Annotated in this window: 17 protein-coding genes and 1 pseudogene; 6 read left to right on the forward strand and 12 right to left on the reverse strand. The window is 70.5% G+C overall.

The annotated features are described in order from the left end of the window. Positions 1-71: 71 nt before the first annotated feature. Positions 72-2651 carry a glycoside hydrolase family 15 protein gene (locus tag KGD87_RS24895; RefSeq protein ID WP_284663099.1) on the reverse strand — a complete coding sequence of 860 codons (2580 nt, stop codon included), beginning with the start codon at positions 2649-2651 and terminating at the stop codon, positions 72-74. A 219-nt stretch (positions 2652-2870) separates the two neighbouring features. Between KGD87_RS24895 and KGD87_RS24900 the strand changes: the two genes are divergently transcribed. Beyond that, positions 2871-3398 (forward strand): hypothetical protein, encoded by a 528-nt coding sequence (locus KGD87_RS24900; protein ID WP_284663100.1) that lies wholly within the window; start codon positions 2871-2873, stop codon positions 3396-3398. Positions 3399-3401: 3 nt separating this feature from the next. On the opposite strand, the gene KGD87_RS24905 is transcribed toward KGD87_RS24900, so the two are convergent. The 4 genes from KGD87_RS24905 to KGD87_RS24920 form a co-directional block, all read right to left on the reverse strand. After that, positions 3402-4745 (reverse strand): sensor histidine kinase, encoded by a 1344-nt coding sequence (locus tag KGD87_RS24905; protein WP_284663102.1) that lies wholly within the window; start codon positions 4743-4745, stop codon positions 3402-3404. Further along, positions 4742-6163: a sigma-54-dependent transcriptional regulator gene (locus KGD87_RS24910; RefSeq protein ID WP_284663104.1), complete on the reverse strand. Its 1422-nt coding sequence runs from the start codon at positions 6161-6163 to the stop codon at positions 4742-4744. The genes KGD87_RS24905 and KGD87_RS24910 overlap by 4 nt, the downstream gene beginning before the upstream one ends. Before the next feature lie 133 nt (positions 6164-6296). Then, positions 6297-7058 (reverse strand): ABC transporter ATP-binding protein, encoded by a 762-nt coding sequence (locus KGD87_RS24915; protein WP_284663105.1) that lies wholly within the window; start codon positions 7056-7058, stop codon positions 6297-6299. After that, positions 7055-8299 carry an HlyD family secretion protein gene (locus KGD87_RS24920; RefSeq protein ID WP_350102600.1) on the reverse strand — a complete coding sequence of 415 codons (1245 nt, stop codon included), beginning with the start codon at positions 8297-8299 and terminating at the stop codon, positions 7055-7057. Before KGD87_RS24920 ends, KGD87_RS24915 begins: the two co-directional genes overlap by 4 nt. A gap of 182 nt (positions 8300-8481) precedes the next feature. Here KGD87_RS24920 and KGD87_RS24925 point away from each other — a divergent pair, with 182 nt between their 5' ends. The 3 genes from KGD87_RS24925 (at position 8482) to KGD87_RS24935 (ending at position 12064) form a co-directional block, all read left to right on the forward strand. After that, positions 8482-10050 carry an AMP-binding protein gene (locus KGD87_RS24925; RefSeq protein ID WP_284663107.1) on the forward strand — a complete coding sequence of 523 codons (1569 nt, stop codon included), beginning with the start codon at positions 8482-8484 and terminating at the stop codon, positions 10048-10050. Between the two features lie 101 nt (positions 10051-10151). Beyond that, the gene (locus tag KGD87_RS24930; protein WP_284663108.1) at positions 10152-11699 is read left to right on the forward strand and encodes an RAD55 family ATPase; all 1548 of its coding nucleotides are present in this window, start codon (positions 10152-10154) and stop codon (positions 11697-11699) included. After that, positions 11696-12064 (forward strand): response regulator, encoded by a 369-nt coding sequence (locus KGD87_RS24935; RefSeq protein WP_284663109.1) that lies wholly within the window; start codon positions 11696-11698, stop codon positions 12062-12064. Before KGD87_RS24930 ends, KGD87_RS24935 begins: the two co-directional genes overlap by 4 nt. Here the strand turns inward: KGD87_RS24935 and orn are convergent. The 4 genes from orn to KGD87_RS24955 all read right to left on the reverse strand — a co-directional run bounded on the left by orn (position 12061) and on the right by KGD87_RS24955 (position 14572). Next, positions 12061-12612, reverse strand: a complete 552-nt coding sequence (gene orn, locus KGD87_RS24940) for an oligoribonuclease (RefSeq protein WP_163783984.1) — start codon at positions 12610-12612, stop codon at positions 12061-12063. The genes KGD87_RS24935 and orn overlap by 4 nt on opposite strands. Before the next feature lie 69 nt (positions 12613-12681). Beyond that, positions 12682-13173 carry an archease gene (locus KGD87_RS24945; RefSeq protein WP_284663110.1) on the reverse strand — a complete coding sequence of 164 codons (492 nt, stop codon included), beginning with the start codon at positions 13171-13173 and terminating at the stop codon, positions 12682-12684. After that, positions 13170-13862, reverse strand: coding sequence for a dienelactone hydrolase family protein (locus KGD87_RS24950; RefSeq protein WP_284668691.1), 693 nt, complete (start codon positions 13860-13862; stop codon positions 13170-13172). Before KGD87_RS24950 ends, KGD87_RS24945 begins: the two co-directional genes overlap by 4 nt. A 26-nt stretch (positions 13863-13888) precedes the next feature. Then, complete coding sequence (locus tag KGD87_RS24955) at positions 13889-14572, reverse strand: phosphoribosyltransferase (protein WP_284663111.1); 684 nt, start codon at positions 14570-14572, stop codon at positions 13889-13891. 135 nt (positions 14573-14707) lie between these two features. On the opposite strand from KGD87_RS24955, the gene KGD87_RS24960 reads away from it, so the two are divergent. Beyond that, complete coding sequence (locus KGD87_RS24960) at positions 14708-15613, forward strand: ribose-phosphate diphosphokinase (RefSeq protein WP_284663113.1); 906 nt, start codon at positions 14708-14710, stop codon at positions 15611-15613. Positions 15614-15878: 265 nt separating this feature from the next. On the opposite strand, the gene KGD87_RS24965 is transcribed toward KGD87_RS24960, so the two are convergent. The 3 genes and pseudogenes from KGD87_RS24965 to KGD87_RS24970 all read right to left on the reverse strand — a co-directional run bounded on the left by KGD87_RS24965 (position 15879) and on the right by KGD87_RS24970 (position 19576). Further along, the gene (locus KGD87_RS24965; RefSeq protein WP_284663115.1) at positions 15879-17771 is read right to left on the reverse strand and encodes a M12 family metallopeptidase; all 1893 of its coding nucleotides are present in this window, start codon (positions 17769-17771) and stop codon (positions 15879-15881) included. Positions 17772-18053: 282 nt separating this feature from the next. Beyond that, positions 18054-18733, reverse strand: a pseudogene (locus KGD87_RS37085) (IS30 family transposase); the annotation flags it as partial. Positions 18734-19108: 375 nt separating this feature from the next. Beyond that, positions 19109-19576 carry a hypothetical protein gene (locus KGD87_RS24970; RefSeq protein ID WP_284663116.1) on the reverse strand — a complete coding sequence of 156 codons (468 nt, stop codon included), beginning with the start codon at positions 19574-19576 and terminating at the stop codon, positions 19109-19111. Positions 19577-19913: 337 nt separating this feature from the next. Here KGD87_RS24970 and KGD87_RS24975 point away from each other — a divergent pair, with 337 nt between their 5' ends. Further along, positions 19914-20666 (forward strand): enoyl-CoA hydratase, encoded by a 753-nt coding sequence (locus KGD87_RS24975; protein ID WP_284663117.1) that lies wholly within the window; start codon positions 19914-19916, stop codon positions 20664-20666. Positions 20667-20702 lie beyond the last annotated feature (36 nt).

Genomic DNA, 20702 nt, shown 5'->3' on the forward strand with positions numbered 1-20702 from the left:
GCCGCGCCACGCCCAGCCCCGCGAAGGCCAATACCCGCGACAGCGCGCGGCGGTCCGCCCGCCGCCCGCACTCAGGCTCCGCGACGACGCAGCGCCACGGCCAGGCCCGCGAAGGCCAGCACCACCCACAGCGCCACCGCGCCCGGCCCCGTCGCGTTGCAGCCGCCACCGCCACCCCCCACGCCTCCACCCTCATCCGGCGCCGTGCCCGCGTCGGGCGTCTGCGGCCCCGCGTCCGGCTGCTGCGTGCCCGCGTCCGGCGTGCCCGTGCCCGCGTCCGGCTGCTTCGTCAGCGTGCTCTCGTCGAAGTACGCGCCACACGCCGGGTCATTCACTCCGGCCGCGCGGTGGTCCAGCGCCAGCGCATAGGCGCCCGCGCCGAAGCCCGCCATGGGCGTGTTGTACTTGTACGTGCCGTTCAGCTCGTCATACGTCTCCGCCACGGCCAGGTAGTTCTTCAGCGACTGGTCCGTCACCCACTTCAGCACGCGGTCGGCACGCGCCACATCGCCGCCCATGCGCCTGGCCACCGCGCCGCGCAGGCTGACGATGACCCACTCCGCGCTGTCGTACTCGCCGCCCCAGGGGCTCATGTCCGAGCCACCCGGGTGGTCATACCGGTCATCATTGCGCTGCCAGCCCGCCCCCGCCGGTGAGGACAGGCGCAGGTCCAGTCCACGGTACGTGGCCTGGGCAATCTTCCCCGCCGGGTCGAACAGCTCGAAGGCGAACGCGTCGAACACCGCCGCGTCCCAGTAGCCCCGGCCCGTCTTCAGCTCCTCCAGGTTCGACGCCAGCGCGAACGTGCTGTCCGTCAGTTGCTCCGCCATCGCCCGGCGCAAGGACTCGCCCGCCTGCCGGTAGCGCTGCGCGCGCTCCGTGTCCCCCACCCGCCGCGCCAGCTCCGCCGCGTCACACAGGCCGCGCGCCGCCGTGAGGCTGGTGTACGTCCAGGAGCGCTGCCGCCCGTTCCAGTGCGTCTCCCAGATGGACGAGTCCGGACGGATGAGCCCCGTCACCGGGTCGATGAGCGCCACCAGCGCGTCCCCCACCTTCGTGGACACCGTGGGCCAGGTCTGGTCCACCAGCGTGGTGTCGCCCGTCGTCCGCTCGTAGTGGCGCAGCGCCCAGAGGAAGAGCCCGAAGCCGTCGAACTCGAGGTTCGGCCCCGCCTCGTTGAAGTCCGTCTCCTCCACGCCGAAGCCGTGGTAGCGCGTGAGGGTGATGATGTACGGCGGCATCGAGTACGGCTCCAGCTCACGCCAGTGCTGGAAGCGGCCACTGTCCGCGCTGAGGTAGTAGGCCAGCGCGTCACGGGCATCCGCCTGCATCCCCAGCGTGGCCATGGCCGCCGCCGCGTAGGCCCCGTCCCGAATCCACGCATACGTCCATTGCCCAGGCGGCAGGCTCGCCAGCACCGCGCCGTAGCCCGCGTGGCGCACTGTGCCCGGCAGCGTCGCCGTCGTCCCGTCGGGCGCCTTGAAGCGCGTGCGGCGCGGCTCGCCATCCCGGGACAGCGATTCGCGCAGGTACACGTCGCGCGAGCGCACCTGCGCCATGTGCAGCACCACCGCAGAGTGCCGCAGCAGCGACTCCTCGTCCGCCGACATGCCCGCCGGCACCTTCACCGTGTCCGCCTGGAACGCCGCCCACCGCGCCACCTCCGCGTCCACCAGCGCCTGGGCGCCGGACGCGCCCGCGTACTCCGTCAGCCACTGCCGCACGGTGGCCCCGGACGCGGGGTCACCGTGGTGCGCGAAGGCCACGCCCACCCACCGCTCCGCGCCCGCCGGGATGTCCCCCAGGTTGAACTGGTACGCCGTCGCCCAGCCCGTGCCCGCCGAGGGCTGTGCCGTGAAGTCCCGCAGGTCCTGCCCGCCGCCACCATTCACCACCGTGTAGGCGTTCTGCGCGCCCGTCGTCGCCGACAGCCACGCCGCCTTCCGCGCCACCGCGCCCAACGGCCGCGCCACCAGCACGCCCGCGAAGCCCTTCTCCACGAAGTCGTCGCCGCTCAGCTCCACCGTCTCGCCATTCTCCTCCAGGTCCGCCATCACCCCCGGCCGGCCGAAGCCCAGGTGGAAGTTGTGGAGCGAGAAGGCGCTCACGCCAGTGACGGCCGCCGCGCCGGTGTTGCGCACGCGCAGCGCCATGACGAAGGACGCGTGCGGCAGGCCCCGCGGCGCGAAGACGAACGTCGTCGCCTCCAGCGTCCCCACCCGCTGCACCAGCGCGCCCAGCCCCGTGCCGCCCGTCTTCTCCGGCGCCCACGCCGCGTAGCCGCTGGCGTCCCGGTCCGCCTCCTGCGTGCTGAGCCAGCGCTGCGTGCCCCCGGAGCGCAGCCCGAAGAACGCGTCGAAGAGCAGGTCGCGGGAGTGAATCACCTTCGGATGGCCATTCTCGAAGACGTCATTGCCCGCCGCGTCGATGACGGGCTCCTCGGTGGCGAACAGGTGCTCGCGAAAGTGCGTCACCTTGCGCTGCTCCACGTCCAGCATCACCGCGCCATGCCCGTTGGACGAAGGCAGGCGCAGAAAGGAGCGCTGGATGGGGACTTCCGCGCGGGCGCCGGCGCCCACGGTGCACAGCAGCGCCAGGAGCAGCGCGGGCGGCGGGCCAGGTCGGTGATACAGGCGGGGGGTGGGAATCATCCGGCGGATTCTGGGGCCCTTCCCGTCCCAGGCCAACGGGTGTGAACCCACCTTTCTTGCTGACCTTCCTGGAAATGGCTGTTTCAACGACGGCTCCCGCCGGGACTCTGGCGCCTCCGCGCAACCACCTGTCGCCACCCTTCTCCCAAGAAATGGGACTCATCACGTACTGACTGGTGACGCGGCACCGGACCACCCATCGCCGCCGCAGGGGACCTCATGACTTCGCTCGCCCGGCCCGCGAGGCTGACCTGGCAGAACTCCGGCACCTTCCTGCGCGTCCTGCTGACGCAGGTGCTCTACGTCGCCCCGCTCTTCTGGTTCATGGAGCTGGCGCAGAACGTGGCCTGGCGGTGGATGAATGGGGACTGGGGCTGGGTGTTCCCCAAGTCGCCGTACCACTGGTTCTCCTTCGGGAGCCTCATCCTGTGGGCCGGCTGCGTGGCGCTCTTGTGGAGCCTGCACTTCTTCTGGTTCTACCCGCGCCGCGTGAAGGTCTGGCCGCGGTTGGCCATTGGCGCCGCGGTGTGCTGGGTGGGCGAGTGGGTGGGCGGCTACGTCGCGGCCAACGTCTTCAACCATCCGCTCCAGGTGTGGCCCGGCTCACCGCTCGTCTACGTCCACTACAGCGCGCTGTTCTTCTGGGTGAGCAACTGCATCGTCTACCACCTGCTCACCATCGACGTGGTGGACCTCACGCCCGAGTACGACGCGCCTCCCGCGACGGCGCGCGCGCAGGTGGCCTGAGGCTCACGCGCCCTGAGGCAGCCTCAAGCGCGCGCGGCAGCCCTTGCCCTCGGGGCGGTTCTCCAGGCGCAGGCTGCCCCCGTGGGCTTCGGCAATCTGCCGGCTGAGCGCCAGGCCGATGCCGCTGCCCTGGGGCTTGGTGGTGAAGAAGGGCACGAAGAGGTTGCCGGTGTCCGTCATGCCGGGGCCCTCGTCCTCCACCCAGACCTCCACCGCGCCCGGCGACAGCACGGCCCAGGACACCCAGACGTCCCCCGCGCCCTCCGGCACGGACAACACCGCGTCCACCGCGTTGCGCACCAGGTTGATGAGCAGCTGCTCCAGTTGGTCCACGTCGCCCCGCAGCACCAGGCCGGGGCCCGCGCGCACGCCCACCTTCCGGCGCTTCTCCAGCGCGACCGCCCGGCGCACCCACGCGTCCACCTCCACGGCACCCAGCGTCGGAGGCGGCAGCCGCGCGAGGCTGGCGTAGGCGGACATGAAGCGCGCCAGGGACTGGGAGCGGCGGGCGACGATGCCCAGCCCGCTCTTCGCGTCCTCCTCCCAGTCGGAGGGACGCGGCGCCATGAGCAACGTGTCGCGCAGCGCCTCCGCGATGGAGCCGATGGGCGCCAGCGAGTTGTTGATTTCGTGGCTCAGCACCCGCACCAACCGTTGCCAGGCCTCGCGCTCCTGCTCACGCAACGCCAGCCGCAGGTCCGCGAGCACCACCAGCTGGTGTGGCAGGCCGCCCTGCCGGAAGGAGCCTCGCCGCAGCTCGTAGGGGCCGCCCTCTTCCGCGAACGAGCGCGTCAGCCTGCGAGGCACGGCGCCCTCCAGCAGGTCCGTCAGGCCCAGCGCTCCGGCGCCCTTGCCCACCATCTGCGAGCGTGACGCGCCCAGCAGCCGCTCGCCCGCGCGGTTCACCAGCCGCAGCGTGCCCGCCCCGTCGAAGGCCAGCACGCCGACGTCAATCTCCTCCATCACCTGCGCCAGGAGCGCGCCCGCCTCCAGCACGCCCAGCCGCTGCTCGCGCAGGGTAGCCCCCAGCGCGTTCACCTCCAGCAGCACCTCGCCCAGCGCGTCCCCCGCCCGCGCGCCCCGGCCGCGCACGGAGTAGTCCCCTTCGCGCAGCGCGGCCAGCAGGTTGGCCACCGTGTGCAGCGGCCGCGTCACCCGTTCGCGCACCAGCAGGCCCACGCCCAGGAAGGTGCCCACCACCAGGGACGTCAGCGTCCACTGCACCTCGGTGGAGAAGTCCCCCAGCCACACCAGCACGAGCGCGGCCACCGAGCCCGGCAGGCCCGCGAGCCACGCGAGCCCGAGCACCCGCAGGTCATGGGGCGGTCGCCGGCGCTCCTCGCTCACCGAGCGCCCTTGATGCCGTAGTACTGGAGCCGCCGGTACAGCGCGCTGCGCGACAACCCCAGCCCCTTCGCCGCCTCGCTCACGTTGCCTTCGTGCCGCGCCAGCGCCCGCTCGATGAGGTAGCGCTCCACCTCCTCCAACGTCATCTCCTCCAGGCGCGCCAGGCCCTCGCGGCCGGCCCGCTTGAGCAGCAGGTCCTCCTGCGTCACCTCGTCGCCCGACGCCATCAGCATCGCGCGCTCCACCGCGTGCTCCAGTTCGCGCACGTTGCCCGGCCACGCATAGGACAGCAGGGCCTCCAGCGCCTCCGGGGACAGCCGGACGTCGGGCCTTCCGTAGCGCCGGCCCAGTTCGGCCAGGAAGTGCGCGGCGAGCAGCGGGATGTCCTCGCGCCGCTCACGCAGGGGCGGCAACTGCACCTCCACCGTGTTGAGGCGGTACAGCAAGTCCTCCCGGAAGCGCCCCTCCGTCACCGCTCGCGACAGGTCCACGTTGGTGGCGCTCACCACGCGCACGTCCACCCGCCGCGTCTTCGACGAGCCCACCGGGTGCAGTTCGCCCGTCTGGAGCACGCGCAGCAGCTTGGCCTGCTGCGACAGCGGCATGTTGCCAATCTCGTCCAGGAAGAGCGTGCCGCCATCCGCCAGCTCGAAGCAGCCGATGCGGTCCGTCTTCGCGTCCGTGAAGGCGCCCTTCACGTGGCCGAACAGCTCGCTCTCGAAGACACCCTCGGACAGGCCACCGGAGTTGACGGCGACGAAGGTCCGCTCCGAACGCGTGGAGGCCGCGTGAATCAGCCGCGCCACCACCTCCTTGCCCGTGCCGTGCTCGCCCGTCACCAGCACGTTGGCGCCGGACGGCGCCACCCGGTCGATGAGCCGCCGCACCGGCTGCATGGACCGGGACTCGGACACCAGGGCGAGCTGAGCGCCCTGCCCCCGGCGCAGGTGCTGGTTCTCCTCCTCCAGCCGGCGGCTGCGCTTCAGCGCCCGGCGCAGCTCCAACTGGGTGCGCAGCGTGGCCAGCAGGCGCGTGTTGTCCCAGGGCTTCTGCACATAGTCGCGAGCACCGGCGCGCATGGCCTCCACCGCGCCCTCCACGCTGCCCCACGCCGTCATCACCACCACCGGCAGGGACGCGTCCTGCGCGCGGATGCGGCCCAGCAGGTCGATGCCCTCCTTCCCGGAGGTGGTGTCGCGCGCGTAGTTCAGGTCCATCAGGACCAGGTCCACGTCCTCGGACTCCAGCGTGGCGAGCGCGCCAGCGGGCGACTGCGAGGTGACGACGGTGAGCCCGTCACGCTTGAGGAGCAGGCGGAGGGCTTCCAGGACGTCCGCCTGGTCATCTGCGACCAGGACACACGGAGGCCGCCCGGCGGCACTGGGGGCATTCGGGACGGCGGGGGCGGATTCAGACACGGGGGACACCCATGGGGGGGGAATGTGCCAGAAACCACCGGCGGCGGTCGCGCGGGAGTCTCTCAGGCGCCCCGCGCCCCGCGACCCACCGCCCGAGCGCCGGGCGGCGCGGTGGAGGCGGCCCGGCCCGGCCTCAGCGGCGCTGCTCGTCCTGGACGACGCGGCCGTCGAAGAGGCTCACCGTGCGCGTGGCCACGCGCGCGTGCGCCGGGTCGTGCGTCACCATGCAGATGGTGGCGCCGCCCTTGTGCAGCTCGGAGAGGAGTTGCATCACCGCCTCGCCGTTCTTCGAGTCCAGGTTGCCCGTGGGCTCGTCCGCCAGGAGGATGAGCGGGTCGCCGGCCACCGCGCGCGCCACCGCCACGCGCTGCTGCTGACCGCCGGAGAGCTGCCCCGGCATGTGACGGGCCCGGTGCGCCATGCCCACCTTCTCCAGCGCGCCCTCCACCCGCTGCTTGCGCTCGGCGGCGGGCATGCCCCGGTACGTCAGCGGCAGCTCCACGTTCTCGAACACCGTCAGGTCGCCGATGAGGTTGAAGCTCTGGAAGATGAAGCCGATGTGCCGGTTGCGCACCAGCGCCCGGTCCGTCGCGGACAGGTCCAACACGCTGCGCCCGTCCAGCAGGTAGGCCCCGCGCGTCGCCGTGTCCAGCAGCCCCAGCACCGCCAGCAAGGTGGACTTGCCCGAACCCGACGGGCCGACAATCGCCACCCACTCCCCCTTGCGCACGTTGAGGTGGATGTTGGAGAGCGCGTGCGTCTCCACGTCCTCGGTCTCGAAGACCTTGGTCAGCCCGTCCAGGTGGATGAGCCCCTTGCCGGGCTCCACGCTCGCGCCCTCCTGCGCCGCCGCGCCTTCCGTGGAAGCAGCCGTCTTCGTGTCGTTCGTCATCATCGCAGCCTCACCCGCTCGACCGCGTCCCACGCGGCCATGTCCGACAGCACCACCTGGTCACCTTCTTGAAGGCCCTGCAGCACCTCTACCGCGTTCACCGAGCCCCGGCCCAGCTGCACCGGCACGCGGATGGCTTCATCACTGTCCGGCATCAACCGGAAGAGGGCCATGGTGGCGCCCGGCTGCGCGCCAGCCGGGCGCCCCACGGACAGCACGTCGCCCAGCCGCTCCAGCTCCACCGTGCCCTCCACCGTCAAATCCGGCCGCGCGCCGCGGGGCAGCTCCGCGGGCAGCGACACCTCCACGCGCACCGTGCCCTGGCTCGCCGCGGGCGCCACCCGCGCCACCTGGCCTTCCACCACGCCGTTGCGGGTGTCCACCAACGCCTTCAGCCCAGGCTGGATGTCGCGCGCCTGCGTCTCCGCGATGCGCAGCTCCGCCTTCAGCCGCTCCGGCTTCACCACCTTCGCCAGCAGCACGCCCGGCGTCACCCACTGCCCCAGCTCCAGCGGCAGGTCCTGGAGCACGCCGTCCTCGCCCGCGAGCACCTTCATCGACTCCACCTGCGCGCGGCGGAAGCGGGCCACCGCCTTCAGGCGCTCCACCTGTCCCTGCTGCGCGGAGAGCTGCTCCTTCATGCTGGAGGCCACGACCTGGAGCTTCTTCTCCTCCAGCGCCAGCCGGCGCTTCAGCTCGGCGGCCTTGTCGCGCGTCTGCCGCACCTCCAGCTCGCCGATGTGCGCCTGCCGGTGGAGGACCTCGTTGGCCTCGGCGCGGCGCGTCGCATCGGCGGACTCGCTGATGAGCGCCGCCACCATGGCCTCCTGGGCCAGCCGCTGCGTCTCCAGCTCCATGCGCACCTGGATGAGGTCGGCCTCCACGCTGGCCAGCTGGCGCTCGGCCTCCAGGGCCTGGAGCTGCACGTCCGGGTTCGACAGCTCCATCAACAGCGTGTCCGCCGTCACCGTGGCCCCGGGCCGCACGTGGATGCGCTCCACCCGGCCCGCCGTGTCCGCGGTGAGCCAGCGGATGTACTCCGGCACCAGCGTGCCCGCGCCCTTCACCTGGCGCACCATGGGCCCGCGCTTCACCGTGTCCAACCACACCGAGGCCCGCTCCACCGTGGGCGCCGCGGGGCGCAGCCGCGACAGGCCCACCGTCACCACCAGGAGCGCGCAGGCTCCACCGATGGCGAGCACCCAGGGCTTGCGACGCGGCTTCTTGGCTTTGGGAATGTCCACGCCCCTGCCCAGAGCGAGGCTCATGCCAAGGCCACGCTCCGCGCCAAGCCCCTGGAATTGCTCAGGGCCAGGGTGCGCCGCCCGAAGCGCGTGCCCACTTGCGGAAAGGGCCGTCCCAGAAGCGGACAGCCGCGGGAAGGGGGTGGAGGCCCCTGGAGGCGCCAGGGCTAAGGTGCGCGCCCATGTCGGCCTCCCTTCTCGAAGTGTTCCTGGACCACGCACACCGCGCGCCCGAGCGGCCCCTGCTGACGTTCGAGCAGGAGCGCTTCACCTACGGACAGCTCGCCACGCACGTCACGGCCTTCGCTCGGGGCCTCAAGCAGCGCGGGCTCCAGGCCGGTGAGCGGGTGGCGCTCTTCCTGGAGAACAGCGCCCGCTTCGCCATCGCCTACCTGGGCGTGCAGGCCGCGGGCGGCGTGGTGGTGCTGGTCAACACCGCCTACCGGCAGGTGGAGCTGGCCCACATCCTGTCCGACGCGGAGGTCTGCGGCTGCGTCACCGGCGCGGCGGGCGCCGCCGAGCTGGTGCCGCTGCGGGCCCAGCTGCCCTCGCTCCAGTGGCTCGTCACCGTGGAGCGCCCCACCCCCGCGCTGCCCGAGTCACTCACGGGGGTTCCCTTCGACGCGCTGCTCGCGGAGGGCACCTTGGCCACCGCGCCGCTGGCGATGCCGCGTCCGGAGGACCTGGCGGTGCTGGGCTACACCTCCGGCACCACCGGCCGCTCCAAGGGCGCCATGCTGCTGCACCGCAACCTGCTGGCCAACGTGCGGGCCGTCACCGAGGCGTGGCGCTGGACGGAGAAAGACAGGCTGCTGCTCACCCTGCCGCTGTTCCACACCCACGGCCTGATGGTGGGCCTGCACGGCACGTTGTTCACCGGCGCCAGCGTGGACCTGCGCCGCCGCTTCAACGCCGCCGAGGCACTGGCCGCACTGCGGGACGACGCCTCGCTCACGATGTTCTTCGGCGTGCCCACCCTGTACAGCCGCCTGCTGGAGGAGGCCCGCGCGTCACGCGTGAAGCCGCGCGCGCTGCGCCTGTGGGTGTCCGGCTCGGCGCCGCTCAGCCCCCAGCTCTTCGCGGACGTCGAAGCGGCGTTCGGTGCCCGCATCCTGGAGCGCTACGGGATGACGGAGACCGTCATGAACACCACCAACCCCTACGACGGCGAGCGCCGCCCCGGCACGGTGGGCTTCCCCTACCCCGGCCAGGAGGCGCGCGTGGTGGACGTGCGCACGCGCCAGCCGCTGCCGCGCGGTGAGACGGGCGAAATCGAGGTGCGAGGCCCTCACGTCTTCGCCGGGTACTGGCGCCGCCAGGACGCCACCGCCGAGTCCTTCGACGCGGACGGGTGGTTCCGCACGGGCGACCTGGGGGAGGTGGACGCGGACGGATACCTGCGCATCACCGGGCGGGCCCGCGAGCTCATCATCAGCGGCGGCTTCAACGTGTACCCGCGCGAGGTGGAGGAGGTGCTCGCCCTGCACCCGGGCGTCGCCGAGGTCGCGGTGCTGGGCCTGCCGGACGCGGACCTGGGCGAGCAGGTGGTGGCCGTCGTGGTGCCTCACCCGGACGCGCCCCCGCCGGCGTCCCAGGCCCTGGTGGACTGGTGCAAGGACCGGCTCGCCAGCTTCAAGAAGCCGCGTCAGGTCGTCTTCACGGAGGCGCTGCCGCGCAATGCGTTGGGCAAGGTGCAAAAGCACCTCCTGAGGGCGGCGCTGGTGACACCCGGCACACGAGAGACGCGGTGAGCCGCGCGTCCACCGCACGGTTCCGGACAGACGCCGCGCAATTGCGTGGCGTGGGCACCTTGCTGGCCTAGGGTTCGCGCCCAGGACGGAAGGAGCATCGTGTGACGGACACCGCTGAGCGGCCGGACGAACCCGACGCGCGCGTCTCCAGCGGCGTGCCAGGGCTGGACACGCTCCTGCGCGGCGGCTTTTTTCGCGGGGGCACGTACATCATCGCGGGGGCGCCGGGGACGGGGAAGACCATCCTCGGCAACCAGTTCTGCTTCGCCACCGTGGCCCAGGGTGGGCGCGCCGTCTACCTCACGGTGCTGAGTGAATCCCACGCGCGGATGATGCAGCACCTGCGGAGCATGAACTTCTTCCACCCGGAAGCGGTCGGCCGCGCGCTGAACTACGAGAGCGGCTCCGCCGCCCTCAAGGCGGAAGGACTGGCGGGACTCGGCAAGCTCATCTTCCGCGCGGTGCGCGAGCACGGCGCCACGGCGCTGGTGGTGGACGGCCTGGTGGCCATGGAGGAGCGCTCCGAGGACCCGCTGCGCCTCCGGGAGTTCCTCCACGGCCTGTGCGTCCACAACGCGCTCGCGGGCTGCACCACGTTGCTGCTCACCGGGCAGCACGGTGGCCCGGCGGACCCGCGCTACACCATGGTGGACGGCGTCGTCGCCCTGGTCCAGGAGCGCGTCGGCGTGAAGTCGGTGCGCCTGGTCGAAGTGACGAAGTTCCGCGGCGGTCCGCAGGTCCCCGGCCAGCACGGCTTCCATATCTCCCATGACGGCCTGTCCATCCATCCCCGCGTCGAAGCCGTCTACACGCGACTGCCCGCGCGCACGCTCGCGACGGACGCGCGGGTCACCTTCGGCGTCCCCTCGCTGGATGAGATGCTCTCCGGCGGCCTGGTGCGGGATTCGTCCACGCTGGTGGCGGGTCCACCCGGCAGCGGCAAGACACAACTGGGGCTGCACTTCCTGATGGAGGGCGCACGCCGGCAAGAGCCCGGGCTGTACCTCGGCTTCGTGGAGACGCCGTCCCGGCTGGTCAACAAGGCGGAGCGGATGGGACTGGCGCTGGGCGGGCACGTGGACGCGGGCCGGGTCCACCTGGTGTCGCGCATGGCGGCGGAGTCGCAGCCGGACGCGCTGGCCGAAGAGCTGTTCGGGTGGGTGAAACAGCATGGCATCCAGCGGCTGGTGCTGGACGGACTGGGGTCCTTCTGTCAGGAACTCACGGACCCGGAGCGCACGCCCCGCTTCCTCGCCGCCCTCATGTACGAACTGCTCAACCTGGGCGTCACCCCGCTGCTGCTCCAGCAGACGCGCGCGCTCGCCGCGCCGGAGGCGGACGCGCGGCTGAACGTGGAGGCGCTCGTCGACAACGTCCTGGTGCTGCGGCTGGTGGCGCTGCGCTCGCGGAACTATCACGTGCTCTCCGTGCTCAAGGCGCGGGAGAGCGACCATGACGCGGCCCAGCGACTGTTCTCCATGACGTCCCGGGGCATCGAGGTCGCGGCGGACAGCGAGAGCGCGGAGGCCCTCTTCAACGGGCAGACCCCGTCCCAGGCGGCACCGCCGCGGAAGCCGAAACGCAAGGCAGGGAGCAAACCGGTGGTCCGGCGCGGCAAGCCGTCCCGGCGTGGGGGGCGTGGCGCATGAAGCGGCTGCTCATCGTGGACGACGAGCTGGCCATCGTCGAGGCGCTCCAGGACATCCTGTCCGTGGAGGGCTACGACATCGTCACCGCCTTCAACGGCGCCGAGGGCCTGCACCGCATGGCGGACGCGAAGCCGGACCTGGTGCTGCTGGACTTGATGATGCCCGTCATGGACGGCCGGGAGATGCTGCGCCGCATGCGCGAGGACGCCGGCCTGCAGGGCATCCCCGTGGTGGTGATGAGCGCCGGCCGCATCTCCGACGAGGAGCGCCGCTCCAGCGCGCGCTTCCTCGCCAAGCCCTTCGAGCTGGACGTGCTGCTCGACACCATCGCCGAGCTGCTCGTCGAGCCCCAGCCTCACGCCTAGGCTGGCGTCCCGCGGAAGAGGGTGTCGCGGTAGTACTGAAGCTCCGCGATGCTGGCGCGCACGTCCGCCAGGGCGGTGTGCCCGCTGGGCGCCTTGCGAGGCTCCACCAGGTTCGGGTACCAGGCGCGCGTCAACACCTTGAGGCTCGTCACGTCCACCATGCGGTAGTGCAGATAGCGCTCCAGCATGGGCATGTAGCGGAACAGGAAGCGCCGGTCGGTGTGGATGGAGTTGCCGGCGAGGATGCCCTCGCCCAGGGCGCAGTGCTCGGCGACGAGCGCCATCACGTCCCGCTCCGCCACGCGCAGCGAGGTGCTGGAGGCACGAATCTTCTCCAAGAGCCCGTTGCGGGTGTGCATCTCCCGGACGACGGGCTCCATGCGCAGGAGCACCTCCTCCGGCTGCCAGATGACGCGCTCTATCTCCGCGAGGGGCCGCAAATCCGGACCGGTGATGATGACGCCCACCTCGATGATGGAACACGTCTCCGGGTCCAGCCCGGTCATCTCCAAATCCAACCAGACGAAGCGCTGCTCACGCGAACTCATGCGGCGGACCCTACCAGCCCGCGCGCGCGCCCGGGGGGCTCATTGCGCCACGTCCCGGGCGCCCCTGCGTCACAGCTCCACTTCGCACTCAGCCGTCCACAGCCCATCCGCGTCCTGGAATACCCGCGTTTCCACCAGCGACACGCCCCGCACGTCTCGCGCGGAGGGGTGGCGTTCCCGGTCCAACGGCTCACCAAAGGCATGGCCGAAGAGGCGCGTGCCGTCCATGCGCACCGCGAAGCACCGGAAGCACAGGCGGCGCGCCGCCATCTTGTGGACGATGGCGCGCAGCCAGTCCGCCAGCAGCCGCTCCGGCGCCGTCGCCTCGCACGCCAGCTCCACCTCCTCGCGCACCTCCACCAAGGCGGGGTCCACCACCAGCGCGCACAACGCCGCCGCGGCCTGCTCGAAGGCCTCCTCCAGCGAGCGCCCCCGCCCCCGCACCACGCGCTCCGTGCCGCGGGTGAGGTGCTCCCACCGAGGCACCGCCTCGCGCGCCGCCGCCACCTGCCCCGTCTCCATGACGCCTCCTTCGTTGGTGTGTCCCGACGCCAGGCTCACGCGCGCGCCTCCGCGCCAACCCCGCCGAGGAAGCGGAGGAACCACGCGGCGGCCTGGCGGGCCACCTGCTCCAGCGCGCCGGGCTCCTCGAAGAGGTGCGTGGCCCCCGGGATGATTTGGATGCCCTTCAGGCCTTCCATCCGCGCGAGCGACGCCTCGTTCAGCGCCAGCACGCCCACGTCCTGCCCGCCGACGAGCAGCAGCGTGGGGGCCTGCACGCGGGGCAGCACCGGCCCGGCCAGGTCGGGCCGCCCGCCGCGTGACACGACGGCGTGGATGAGGTCCGGATGCAGGGCCGCCGCCACGAGCGCCGCCGCGGCGCCGGTGCTGGAGCCGAAGTAGCCCATGCGCAGCGTGGCCAGCGCCGGCTGCCGCCGCGCCCACTCCGTCACCGCCGCCAACCGCCGGGCGAGGAACGGGATGTCGAAGCGCAGCTCCCCGGTGCCCGCGTCCTCCACCTCCTCCGCTTCGCTCAGCAGGTCGAACAGCAGCGTGGCCAGCCCCTGCGCGCGCAGCGCTCGCGCCACCGCGCGGTTGCGGGGACTGAAGCGGCTGCTGCCGCTGCCATGGGCGAAGAGGACCAGGCCTTCCGCCCCGTCCGGGATGCCCAGGCTGCCCCCCAGCACCACGTCGCCCACCTGGACCTGCACCTCCCGGAGGTCCGGGTCCGTCTTTCCTCCCTGCCACATGTCGTCCATGCCTCCTTGCGCTCGCGTCACATCCAGAAGCCGCCCAGGTCCGTGGACTCGAGGAGCTCGCGCGGCTGCGCGGGCTCCCGGGCGCGCACGAGCAACTGCCGCAGCTCCACGTCCGGCAGCGGCCGGAAGTCGTCGTAGGCCTCCGACGCGTCGCGCATCGCGGGGAGCACCTCCAGGCAGTGCACCGCGTCCGCTTCCGGGCGCGCCCGGGCCAGCCCGTGCGGGGTGCCCACGGGGACGCCCAGCACCAGCCGGGCCGGGTGCCGCCGCCGCAGCACCTGGAGCGCGGCCACCGCCGTGGCGCCCGACACCAGCCCGTCATCCACCAGCAGCACCGTGGCGCCGCTCAGCGAGGGCTCCGAGGTGCCCCGCAGCCGCTGGACCTGAGTGTCCACTTCCGAAGCCTCCGCCCGCGCCCGGCTCCGGGCCTCCACCTCCGACAGGCCCAGGTCCCTCAGCGCGTCCGGGTCCAGGTAGATGCCGCCCCCTTCCGACACCGCGCCCAGCACCGGCATCCGGCCCGGCACGTCCATGCGGCGCGACACCCAGACGTCCAGCGGCGCATCCAGCGCGTGGGCCACCTCGTACGCCACGCGGAGCCCGCCTCGCGCCAGGCCCAGCACGCGCACCTCGCCGCCCCGGTAGGGCAACAGCCGCGCCGCCAGCCGGCGGCCCGCATCTGCTCGGTCCCGAAAGCGCATTGCGTCCTTCCTCCTCCCCACAAGGAAGTCACGGGGCCCGCGGCTGGCGGCGGAGGGCCAGGCGGGGGCCGTCCCGGAGGGATGCTCGCGGGGGGACCGCCGGGGACGCTCCGTTCGACGGGCAGGCGCGCTAGGGTGCGGCCCATGGACCCTGTCCTCCTTGTTGGCACGGCGAGCCCCCACCTGGGACGCGCGCTCGGGCAAGCCCTGGGCGTCGCGCCCGCTGACTGCCACTTCGAGCGCTTCCCCGATGGGGAGATGCACGTCGAGGTCCCCGAGCGGGTGCGAGGCCGCACCGTCATCCTGGTGCAGTCCACGACGCCGCCCGCGGGCGAGCACCTGCTGGAGCTGCTGCTGATGGCGGACGCGTGCTGGCGCATGGGCGCCGCCCGCCTGGAAGCCGTGGTGCCCTACCTGGGCTATGCGCGACAGGACCGGCGCGCCAGACCCGGGGAGGCCCTGGGCGGCCGGCTGGTGGCGGACCTGCTGTCACAGGGCCGCTTCGCGCGCGTGCTGGTGGTGGACCTGCACAGCCCCGCGCTGGAGGGCTGCTTCGGCGCGCCGCTGGAGCACCTCACCGCGCTGCCGCTGCTGGCGGACGCGCTGCGCGAGCACGTCACCGACACCTCCGTGGTGGTGGCGCCGGACCTGGGCGCGGTGAAGCGCGCGGAGGCCCTGGCGCGGCTGCTGGACCGGCCGTGGGCGGTGATTCACAAGGTGCGGCTGAGCGGGGACGAGGTCCACGCCAGCGGGCTGATGGGCGAGGTGCGAGGACGCCGCCCGATTCTGGTGGATGACATGGTGTCCACCGGCGGCACCCTGGTCGCCGCGGCGGGCACGCTGCGCGACGCGGGCTGCACGGAGGACTTCACCGTGGTGACGACCCACGCCCTGCTGGTGGGCCCCGCCGCAGAGCGCCTGCGCAACCTGCCGCTCACCCGGCTGGTGAGCACCGACAGCGTGGAGCCCGTCCAGGGACTGCCGTTCCAGCACCAGGTGGTGACGCTCGCGCCCCTGGTGGCCCGGGCGCTGCGGCCCTGACCTTCACCGAACACTTTCGAGCCCCTCCTGGCCCGGAGGGTGAAAGGCGCTACGGACACCGCGACAGGACGGGCGGCCGCCTCTGGAACACGCTCCTCTCGGAGCCCCCGCGCACCGGGCCTTCTCGCAAGGGACGCGCGCATCGCGCACCTGGAAGCTCCAAGATGACGGGCTCCCGCGCGCGGCCGACCGCGTCCCTTTGTTTTGGGAAAGGGAGCATGAGACCGCGCCGGCCCGGAGGTGCGCCGGGCCGGCGCATGTGACATCAGGGGTCGCGGAACGTCGTGTTCGCGACGATGCCTGGGAGCGTCAATCCCGAGGCCGAGGAGCGCACGAGATGGAAGTCGCCGTCGGAGTCACGAGCGATGAGGTCATCGTCGCCATCGCCGTCCACGTCCGCAACGAAGAAGCGGTTGGCGTCGTTCCAGTTGTCCGCGTCCGTCATGTAGCTGCTGGAGAGCAGGGTCACCAGGGACAAAGCACCCGCGTTGGCGTTCAGCGCGAGAAGCCCACCACCGGCGAGCCTCAATACGAGGTCGTCGTCGCCATCCCCGTCGTAGTCGGCGGCATAGATGCGGTTGCCGGGCACCCATCCATTTGCGTCTGAGAACACGGTGTTCCCGTAAAGCAAAGACGTCCAGACCAACTGCGTGCCGTTCGAGCGCAGCGCGTTGAAGTCACCGTCAGCGTTCCGGGTGATGAGGTCGTCGTCGCCGTCGCCGTCGTAATCGGCCACGAAGAAGCGCAGTCCGCTGTTCCAGTTGTTGGCATCAGAAAGCATGGTGATTGCGAGGGCGGGAACGCTCGTGAGCGTGGTGCCGTTCGAGCGAAGTCCCACGAACTCCCCACTCGGGTGGCGCGCCACGAGGTCGTCGTCGCCGTCCCCGTCGTAATCCATGACCCAGAATCGGTTGCCCGTACCCCAGCCGTTTGCGTCCGAGTAGGTCGTGCCCATCAAGAGGGGACCCGCGCTGACGAAGTGGGTGCCCTCGGAGCGCAGGGCAGAGAACTCTCCACCCGCGTTGCGGATGATGAGGTCGTCGTCGCCGTCCCCATCGTAGTCCGCGACGAAGAAGCGGTGCTCTTCGTTCCAGCCATGACGGTCTGACAGTTCCGTCGTCATGAGATCTCCGAACGCGAGGGTAAAGGTCCCCGCGTTGGCGCGGTAAGCGAAGAACTCGCCGCCCGGGCCCCGGATGACGAGGTCGTCGTCGCCGTCCCCGTCGTAGTCCATCGTGAAGAAGCGATTGCCCACGGAATAGGTAGGAACCGGGTATAGCTGCTGGGCAGCGGCGATGTCCCCGTCGCTCAGGCCACTACGTTGCCCGATGGTAGCTCCGGGGGTCAGCACCGCGATGGTCGGCTGGCCATTGCGGGAGAAAGCGTGGGTGCCGTAATGCATGATGGAGCTGTAGTCGTAGCTCCCCACGTCATCGCCATCAGAGATGTGCTGACCGAAGTTGTGCTCCAGCCCCACTTCGACGTTGCTCAGATTGATGGTCACGAAGCTGTTGCGGTCCTCACGGCTTTGCTCGTGCCAGAAGCCGAGGGCATGGCCAATCTCGTGAATCGTATTCCCAGTGCTGCAACCCGTCGCCAGGGTGATGAACTGCTGTCCTCCCTGCTTGCCAACGTGGGCGCTGCATCCGGTGCCAGGCTGGAACGTGACGAAATCCGGGAAGAGCGCCGCATTGCTGGCATCTCGCAGAATGAACCGGACGTTGGTCCGTTCCTGCCAGTGTCGGATGGCGGTGGTCACCCGGGCCTGATTCGTCAGGCCCGCGTCGATGGTGAATGGCACCAGCGCGCTGGGCCAGCGGTATCCGGCACCGGTAATGGCCACGCCCTGGGCGGTCACCTCCGTCGGGCCTTTCGGGAGTTCAGAGACCGCGCCCAGGATGATGTCTCCCTGGAAGACGGCGAGACCATCAACCACTGCGTACTTCAGTTCACTTGGAGCGGAGTTTGTTCCGATGCGCAGGTAGGTGACTCCCTCGGGAGCATCAGCGGGGACCCAACGACTCTCCGCCTCGGCTTCGGAGTCGACAATCGTGGAGACGGCAGGCTCGGAGGCGCCGCAACCCGTCAACAGGGCAGTGGTGGAAAGGAGCAGACGGAGCAAAGTCCGTCTGCGCGCGCAGGTTGAAATGTCAGTCATGTCGAAGAAACTCTGATTTGCCGTAAATAGAAATCAAACAAGGGCGCTCGCAAATGCGAGCCACCCATAGCAGACGAAACCCCAAGCATCGCCAACGCGGAACGACGGCGAGCGACTGCTTATAGGCAGAACCGGGCTTTCCCATCAACAACTCAATCACTGCATCATGGGTGCGTCAAACCTCACATCATGACGAGCGCGCGGTGTACGTGACGAGCGACAAGCCCCTCCCTCGTGTTTGATGCGAGCAGGAAATTGCGTCCTAATGGTGCACCCAATCGGTCAAAGCAACACCTGCTGCAGCTTGGCGGACGGGGTCTCGAACTCCAGGGTCTTCCGGGGGTGCCGATTCACCCTGAGGGCCACCGCGTCCGACTGCCTCTGAATGAAGGTCGAAACGTCCGTTCCATCCGGGAAGCACTGTCGAAGAAGCCGGTTGGTGTTCTCGTTCGTTCCACGCTACCAAGGCTTCCGGGGCTCACAGAAGTAGATGGAGAAGTCGGTCGCCATCGCGAGTTCTCGGTACTTTGCCAGCTCCACTCCGCAGTCCCACTTCAGAAAGCGCCACAGCTCTCGGGGCAACTTGCGGACTGATCGCGACAGAGCACGGACGCCGCGGGTGCTGTCCTGGGCGAGTACCTTCATGAGCATCATGAAGCCAGCGTGTCGCTCGACAAGCGTGGCGATGTGGCTGTTGTTCGCGCCAGTCAGCAAATCCCCTTCCCAGTGCCCCGACACCGCCCCGTCCTCCACCTCTGGTGACCAATCGCAAATCGACACCGCTTCACGGATTGGGCCGCGTTGCTGGCCAGCCGTCGTCGCCAGCTTTCGAAGGCGTCATCTTCCGACGGGAACGCAGATGCTTGAGCAGTTCCTTCTTGAGCGTTCCACGGCTCTGGCCGGAGAGGCTTTTTTAAGATCGCCTCGTGGGAAATCCGCTTCGACTGCGCTTGTGGGAACTCGGAACCTGTCAACGCAAGCAAGACAGTGAGTTCGAGAGATTACTGCGCGGCTTCCCGTGAGGCGAAGCGCAATGTGGGGTCGTTTTCCAAACAGCGGCTGACGGGGCCTTCGGCATGGGTGCACCGCGAGGGAAGCATTCAGGGTGAGCGGCACAATGAGCTTCGCGGCGGCGCGCGCGCCGCGAGGAGGGCTTCACTCTGTCTGTGAAGAAACGGGTGGGGGTGACGTGCCACCCACGCGTGCGGATGGCCAGCACGTGGCTCCGACGCATGGGACTGGACTCCAGCGCCTCCACCAGCACCAGGCCGGTGAAGGGATGCCCCCGCAGATAGCGCGCGTTCCTCACTAATCGTGGATTTCTCACCAAAAGTCCTTCACGCCGGCCACGTCCGGCCAGGGCAAATCGCTTCGTCATGGGTGAAGAAGCGCACCAGCGCCTCCAGCACGCCCGTCTGGAGCGCCGCGTCCTCCAGCTTCAGCAGCTCGAGGAGGTCGGGAGCCAGACCTGGACCGCCCCTCACCTCCAGCGCCCGGAGAATGGCGGCGCGAGTTGGCGCGTCCGCGCCTCGCAGCAGCATCAGTACCTCGTCCACATGGCACAGCTCCAGCGGCGCACGGGTAGCGGCCAAAACGCGCGTTGCCTCTTCCGGGTCGAAAGCCGGGCGCAGCACGGCGTCGAGTGCGGACGTATCCTCCAGCCCCTCCAGGTGCGCCAGCAGTCGCTCCCCACGCGTTGCCGCCTCTTCGAGGGTGACGTCAGCCGCCTCCAGCGAACTCTCCCACTGCAGCCACCGAAATTCGACCTCGTTGAGGTGCTCCTCCAGCACGTCCACCAAAAACATGGTGTCTGATTCCCCCTCTATTCCAGGGAGAATAGCCGCAAGGACTGACATGAAGGCGCGAGAGCCCCCTGCTCCGCTTGAGTTCGGCACCCTCCAAGCAGCATTGAGCCGCCTCGTGCTCCGGCGCAGGCCGCGACCCCGGTGACTCCCGAGGGGAATCATTTCACGATGCCCCCATCAGCGGCGGTGCCGCCCGCCGCGCATACCCGTGAAAGATTGAACGCATTCCATTATTTCTCAGCAAGACCCCATGAACATGGCGGACCATGGTCCGCCATGGAACACCGACGCGCTTGCGCGGCAACAGTGCACGGAGTCGGTTAGGCTCCCCGGCACCATGTCCGAAACGCTGCTGACGAAGCTCGACTCGGGGGTCCTCACCCTCACCTTCAACCGGCCCGAGAAGAAGAACGCCTTCACGCATGCCATGTACGAGGCGGCCACCCGCGCGCTGAAGGACGCGGAGGGCAACGTCGACGTGCGCGCGGTGCTGCTCACCGGCGCGGGCAACGTCTTCACCGCCGGCAACGACATTGGCGACTTCATGGAGCACCCGCCCGCGGGCGAGGACAGCGCCGTGTTCCGCTTCCTGCGCGCGCTGGTGGACGCGGACAAGCCGGTGCTGGCGGCGGTGGACGGCCCGGCGGTGGGCATCGGCACGACGATGCTGCTGCACTGTGACTACGTGGTGGCCAGCGAGCGCGCGCGCTTCCACATGCCCTTCGTCCAACTGGGGCTTTGCGCGGAGGGCGCCAGCAGCCTGCTCATCCCCAGGACGGCGGGCTTCGCGCTGGCCAGCGAGCTGCTGCTCTTCGGCGAGCCCTTCGACGCGGCCACGGCGCTGCGCGCGGGCATCATCAACAAGGTGGTGCCGGACGCCAGCCTCCAGCAGGTGGCCACCGAGCGCGCCACCACGCTGGCCTCCCGCCCGGCCGAAGCGGTGCGCGTGACGAAGCGGCTGGTTCGCGAGCCCCTGCGCGCCCAGCTTCGCGAGACGCTGGCCCGCGAGGGCGGCGAGTTCATCCAGCGCCTCCAGTCCGCCGAGGCGCAGGAGGCCTTCATGTCCTTCATGTCCCGCGGCCGGAAGTAGGGCCCGGCTTGAGCCTCCGGGCCCGGCCACCCCCGC

The organism is Myxococcus sp. SDU36 (assembly GCF_030168875.1).
GTDB lineage: Bacteria > Myxococcota > Myxococcia > Myxococcales > Myxococcaceae > Myxococcus > Myxococcus vastator.

Bases quoted from the DNA above. Each gene is read 5' to 3' on its own strand.
- KGD87_RS24895 (WP_284663099.1), bottom strand. From the start codon at position 2,651: ATGATTCCCACCCCCCGCCTGTATCACCGACCTGGCCCGCCGCCCGCG.
- KGD87_RS24900 (WP_284663100.1), top strand. From the start codon at position 2,871: ATGACTTCGCTCGCCCGGCCCGCGAGGCTGACCTGGCAGAACTCCGGC.
- KGD87_RS24915 (WP_284663105.1), bottom strand. From the start codon at position 7,058: ATGATGACGAACGACACGAAGACGGCTGCTTCCACGGAAGGCGCGGCG.
- KGD87_RS24925 (WP_284663107.1), top strand. From the start codon at position 8,482: ATGTCGGCCTCCCTTCTCGAAGTGTTCCTGGACCACGCACACCGCGCG.
- KGD87_RS24935 (WP_284663109.1), top strand. From the start codon at position 11,696: ATGAAGCGGCTGCTCATCGTGGACGACGAGCTGGCCATCGTCGAGGCG.
- orn (WP_163783984.1), bottom strand. From the start codon at position 12,612: ATGAGTTCGCGTGAGCAGCGCTTCGTCTGGTTGGATTTGGAGATGACC.
- KGD87_RS24950 (WP_284668691.1), bottom strand. From the start codon at position 13,862: ATGTGGCAGGGAGGAAAGACGGACCCGGACCTCCGGGAGGTGCAGGTC.
- KGD87_RS24955 (WP_284663111.1), bottom strand. From the start codon at position 14,572: ATGCGCTTTCGGGACCGAGCAGATGCGGGCCGCCGGCTGGCGGCGCGG.
- KGD87_RS24965 (WP_284663115.1), bottom strand. From the start codon at position 17,771: ATGACTGACATTTCAACCTGCGCGCGCAGACGGACTTTGCTCCGTCTG.
- KGD87_RS24970 (WP_284663116.1), bottom strand. From the start codon at position 19,576: ATGTTTTTGGTGGACGTGCTGGAGGAGCACCTCAACGAGGTCGAATTT.
- KGD87_RS24975 (WP_284663117.1), top strand. From the start codon at position 19,914: ATGTCCGAAACGCTGCTGACGAAGCTCGACTCGGGGGTCCTCACCCTC.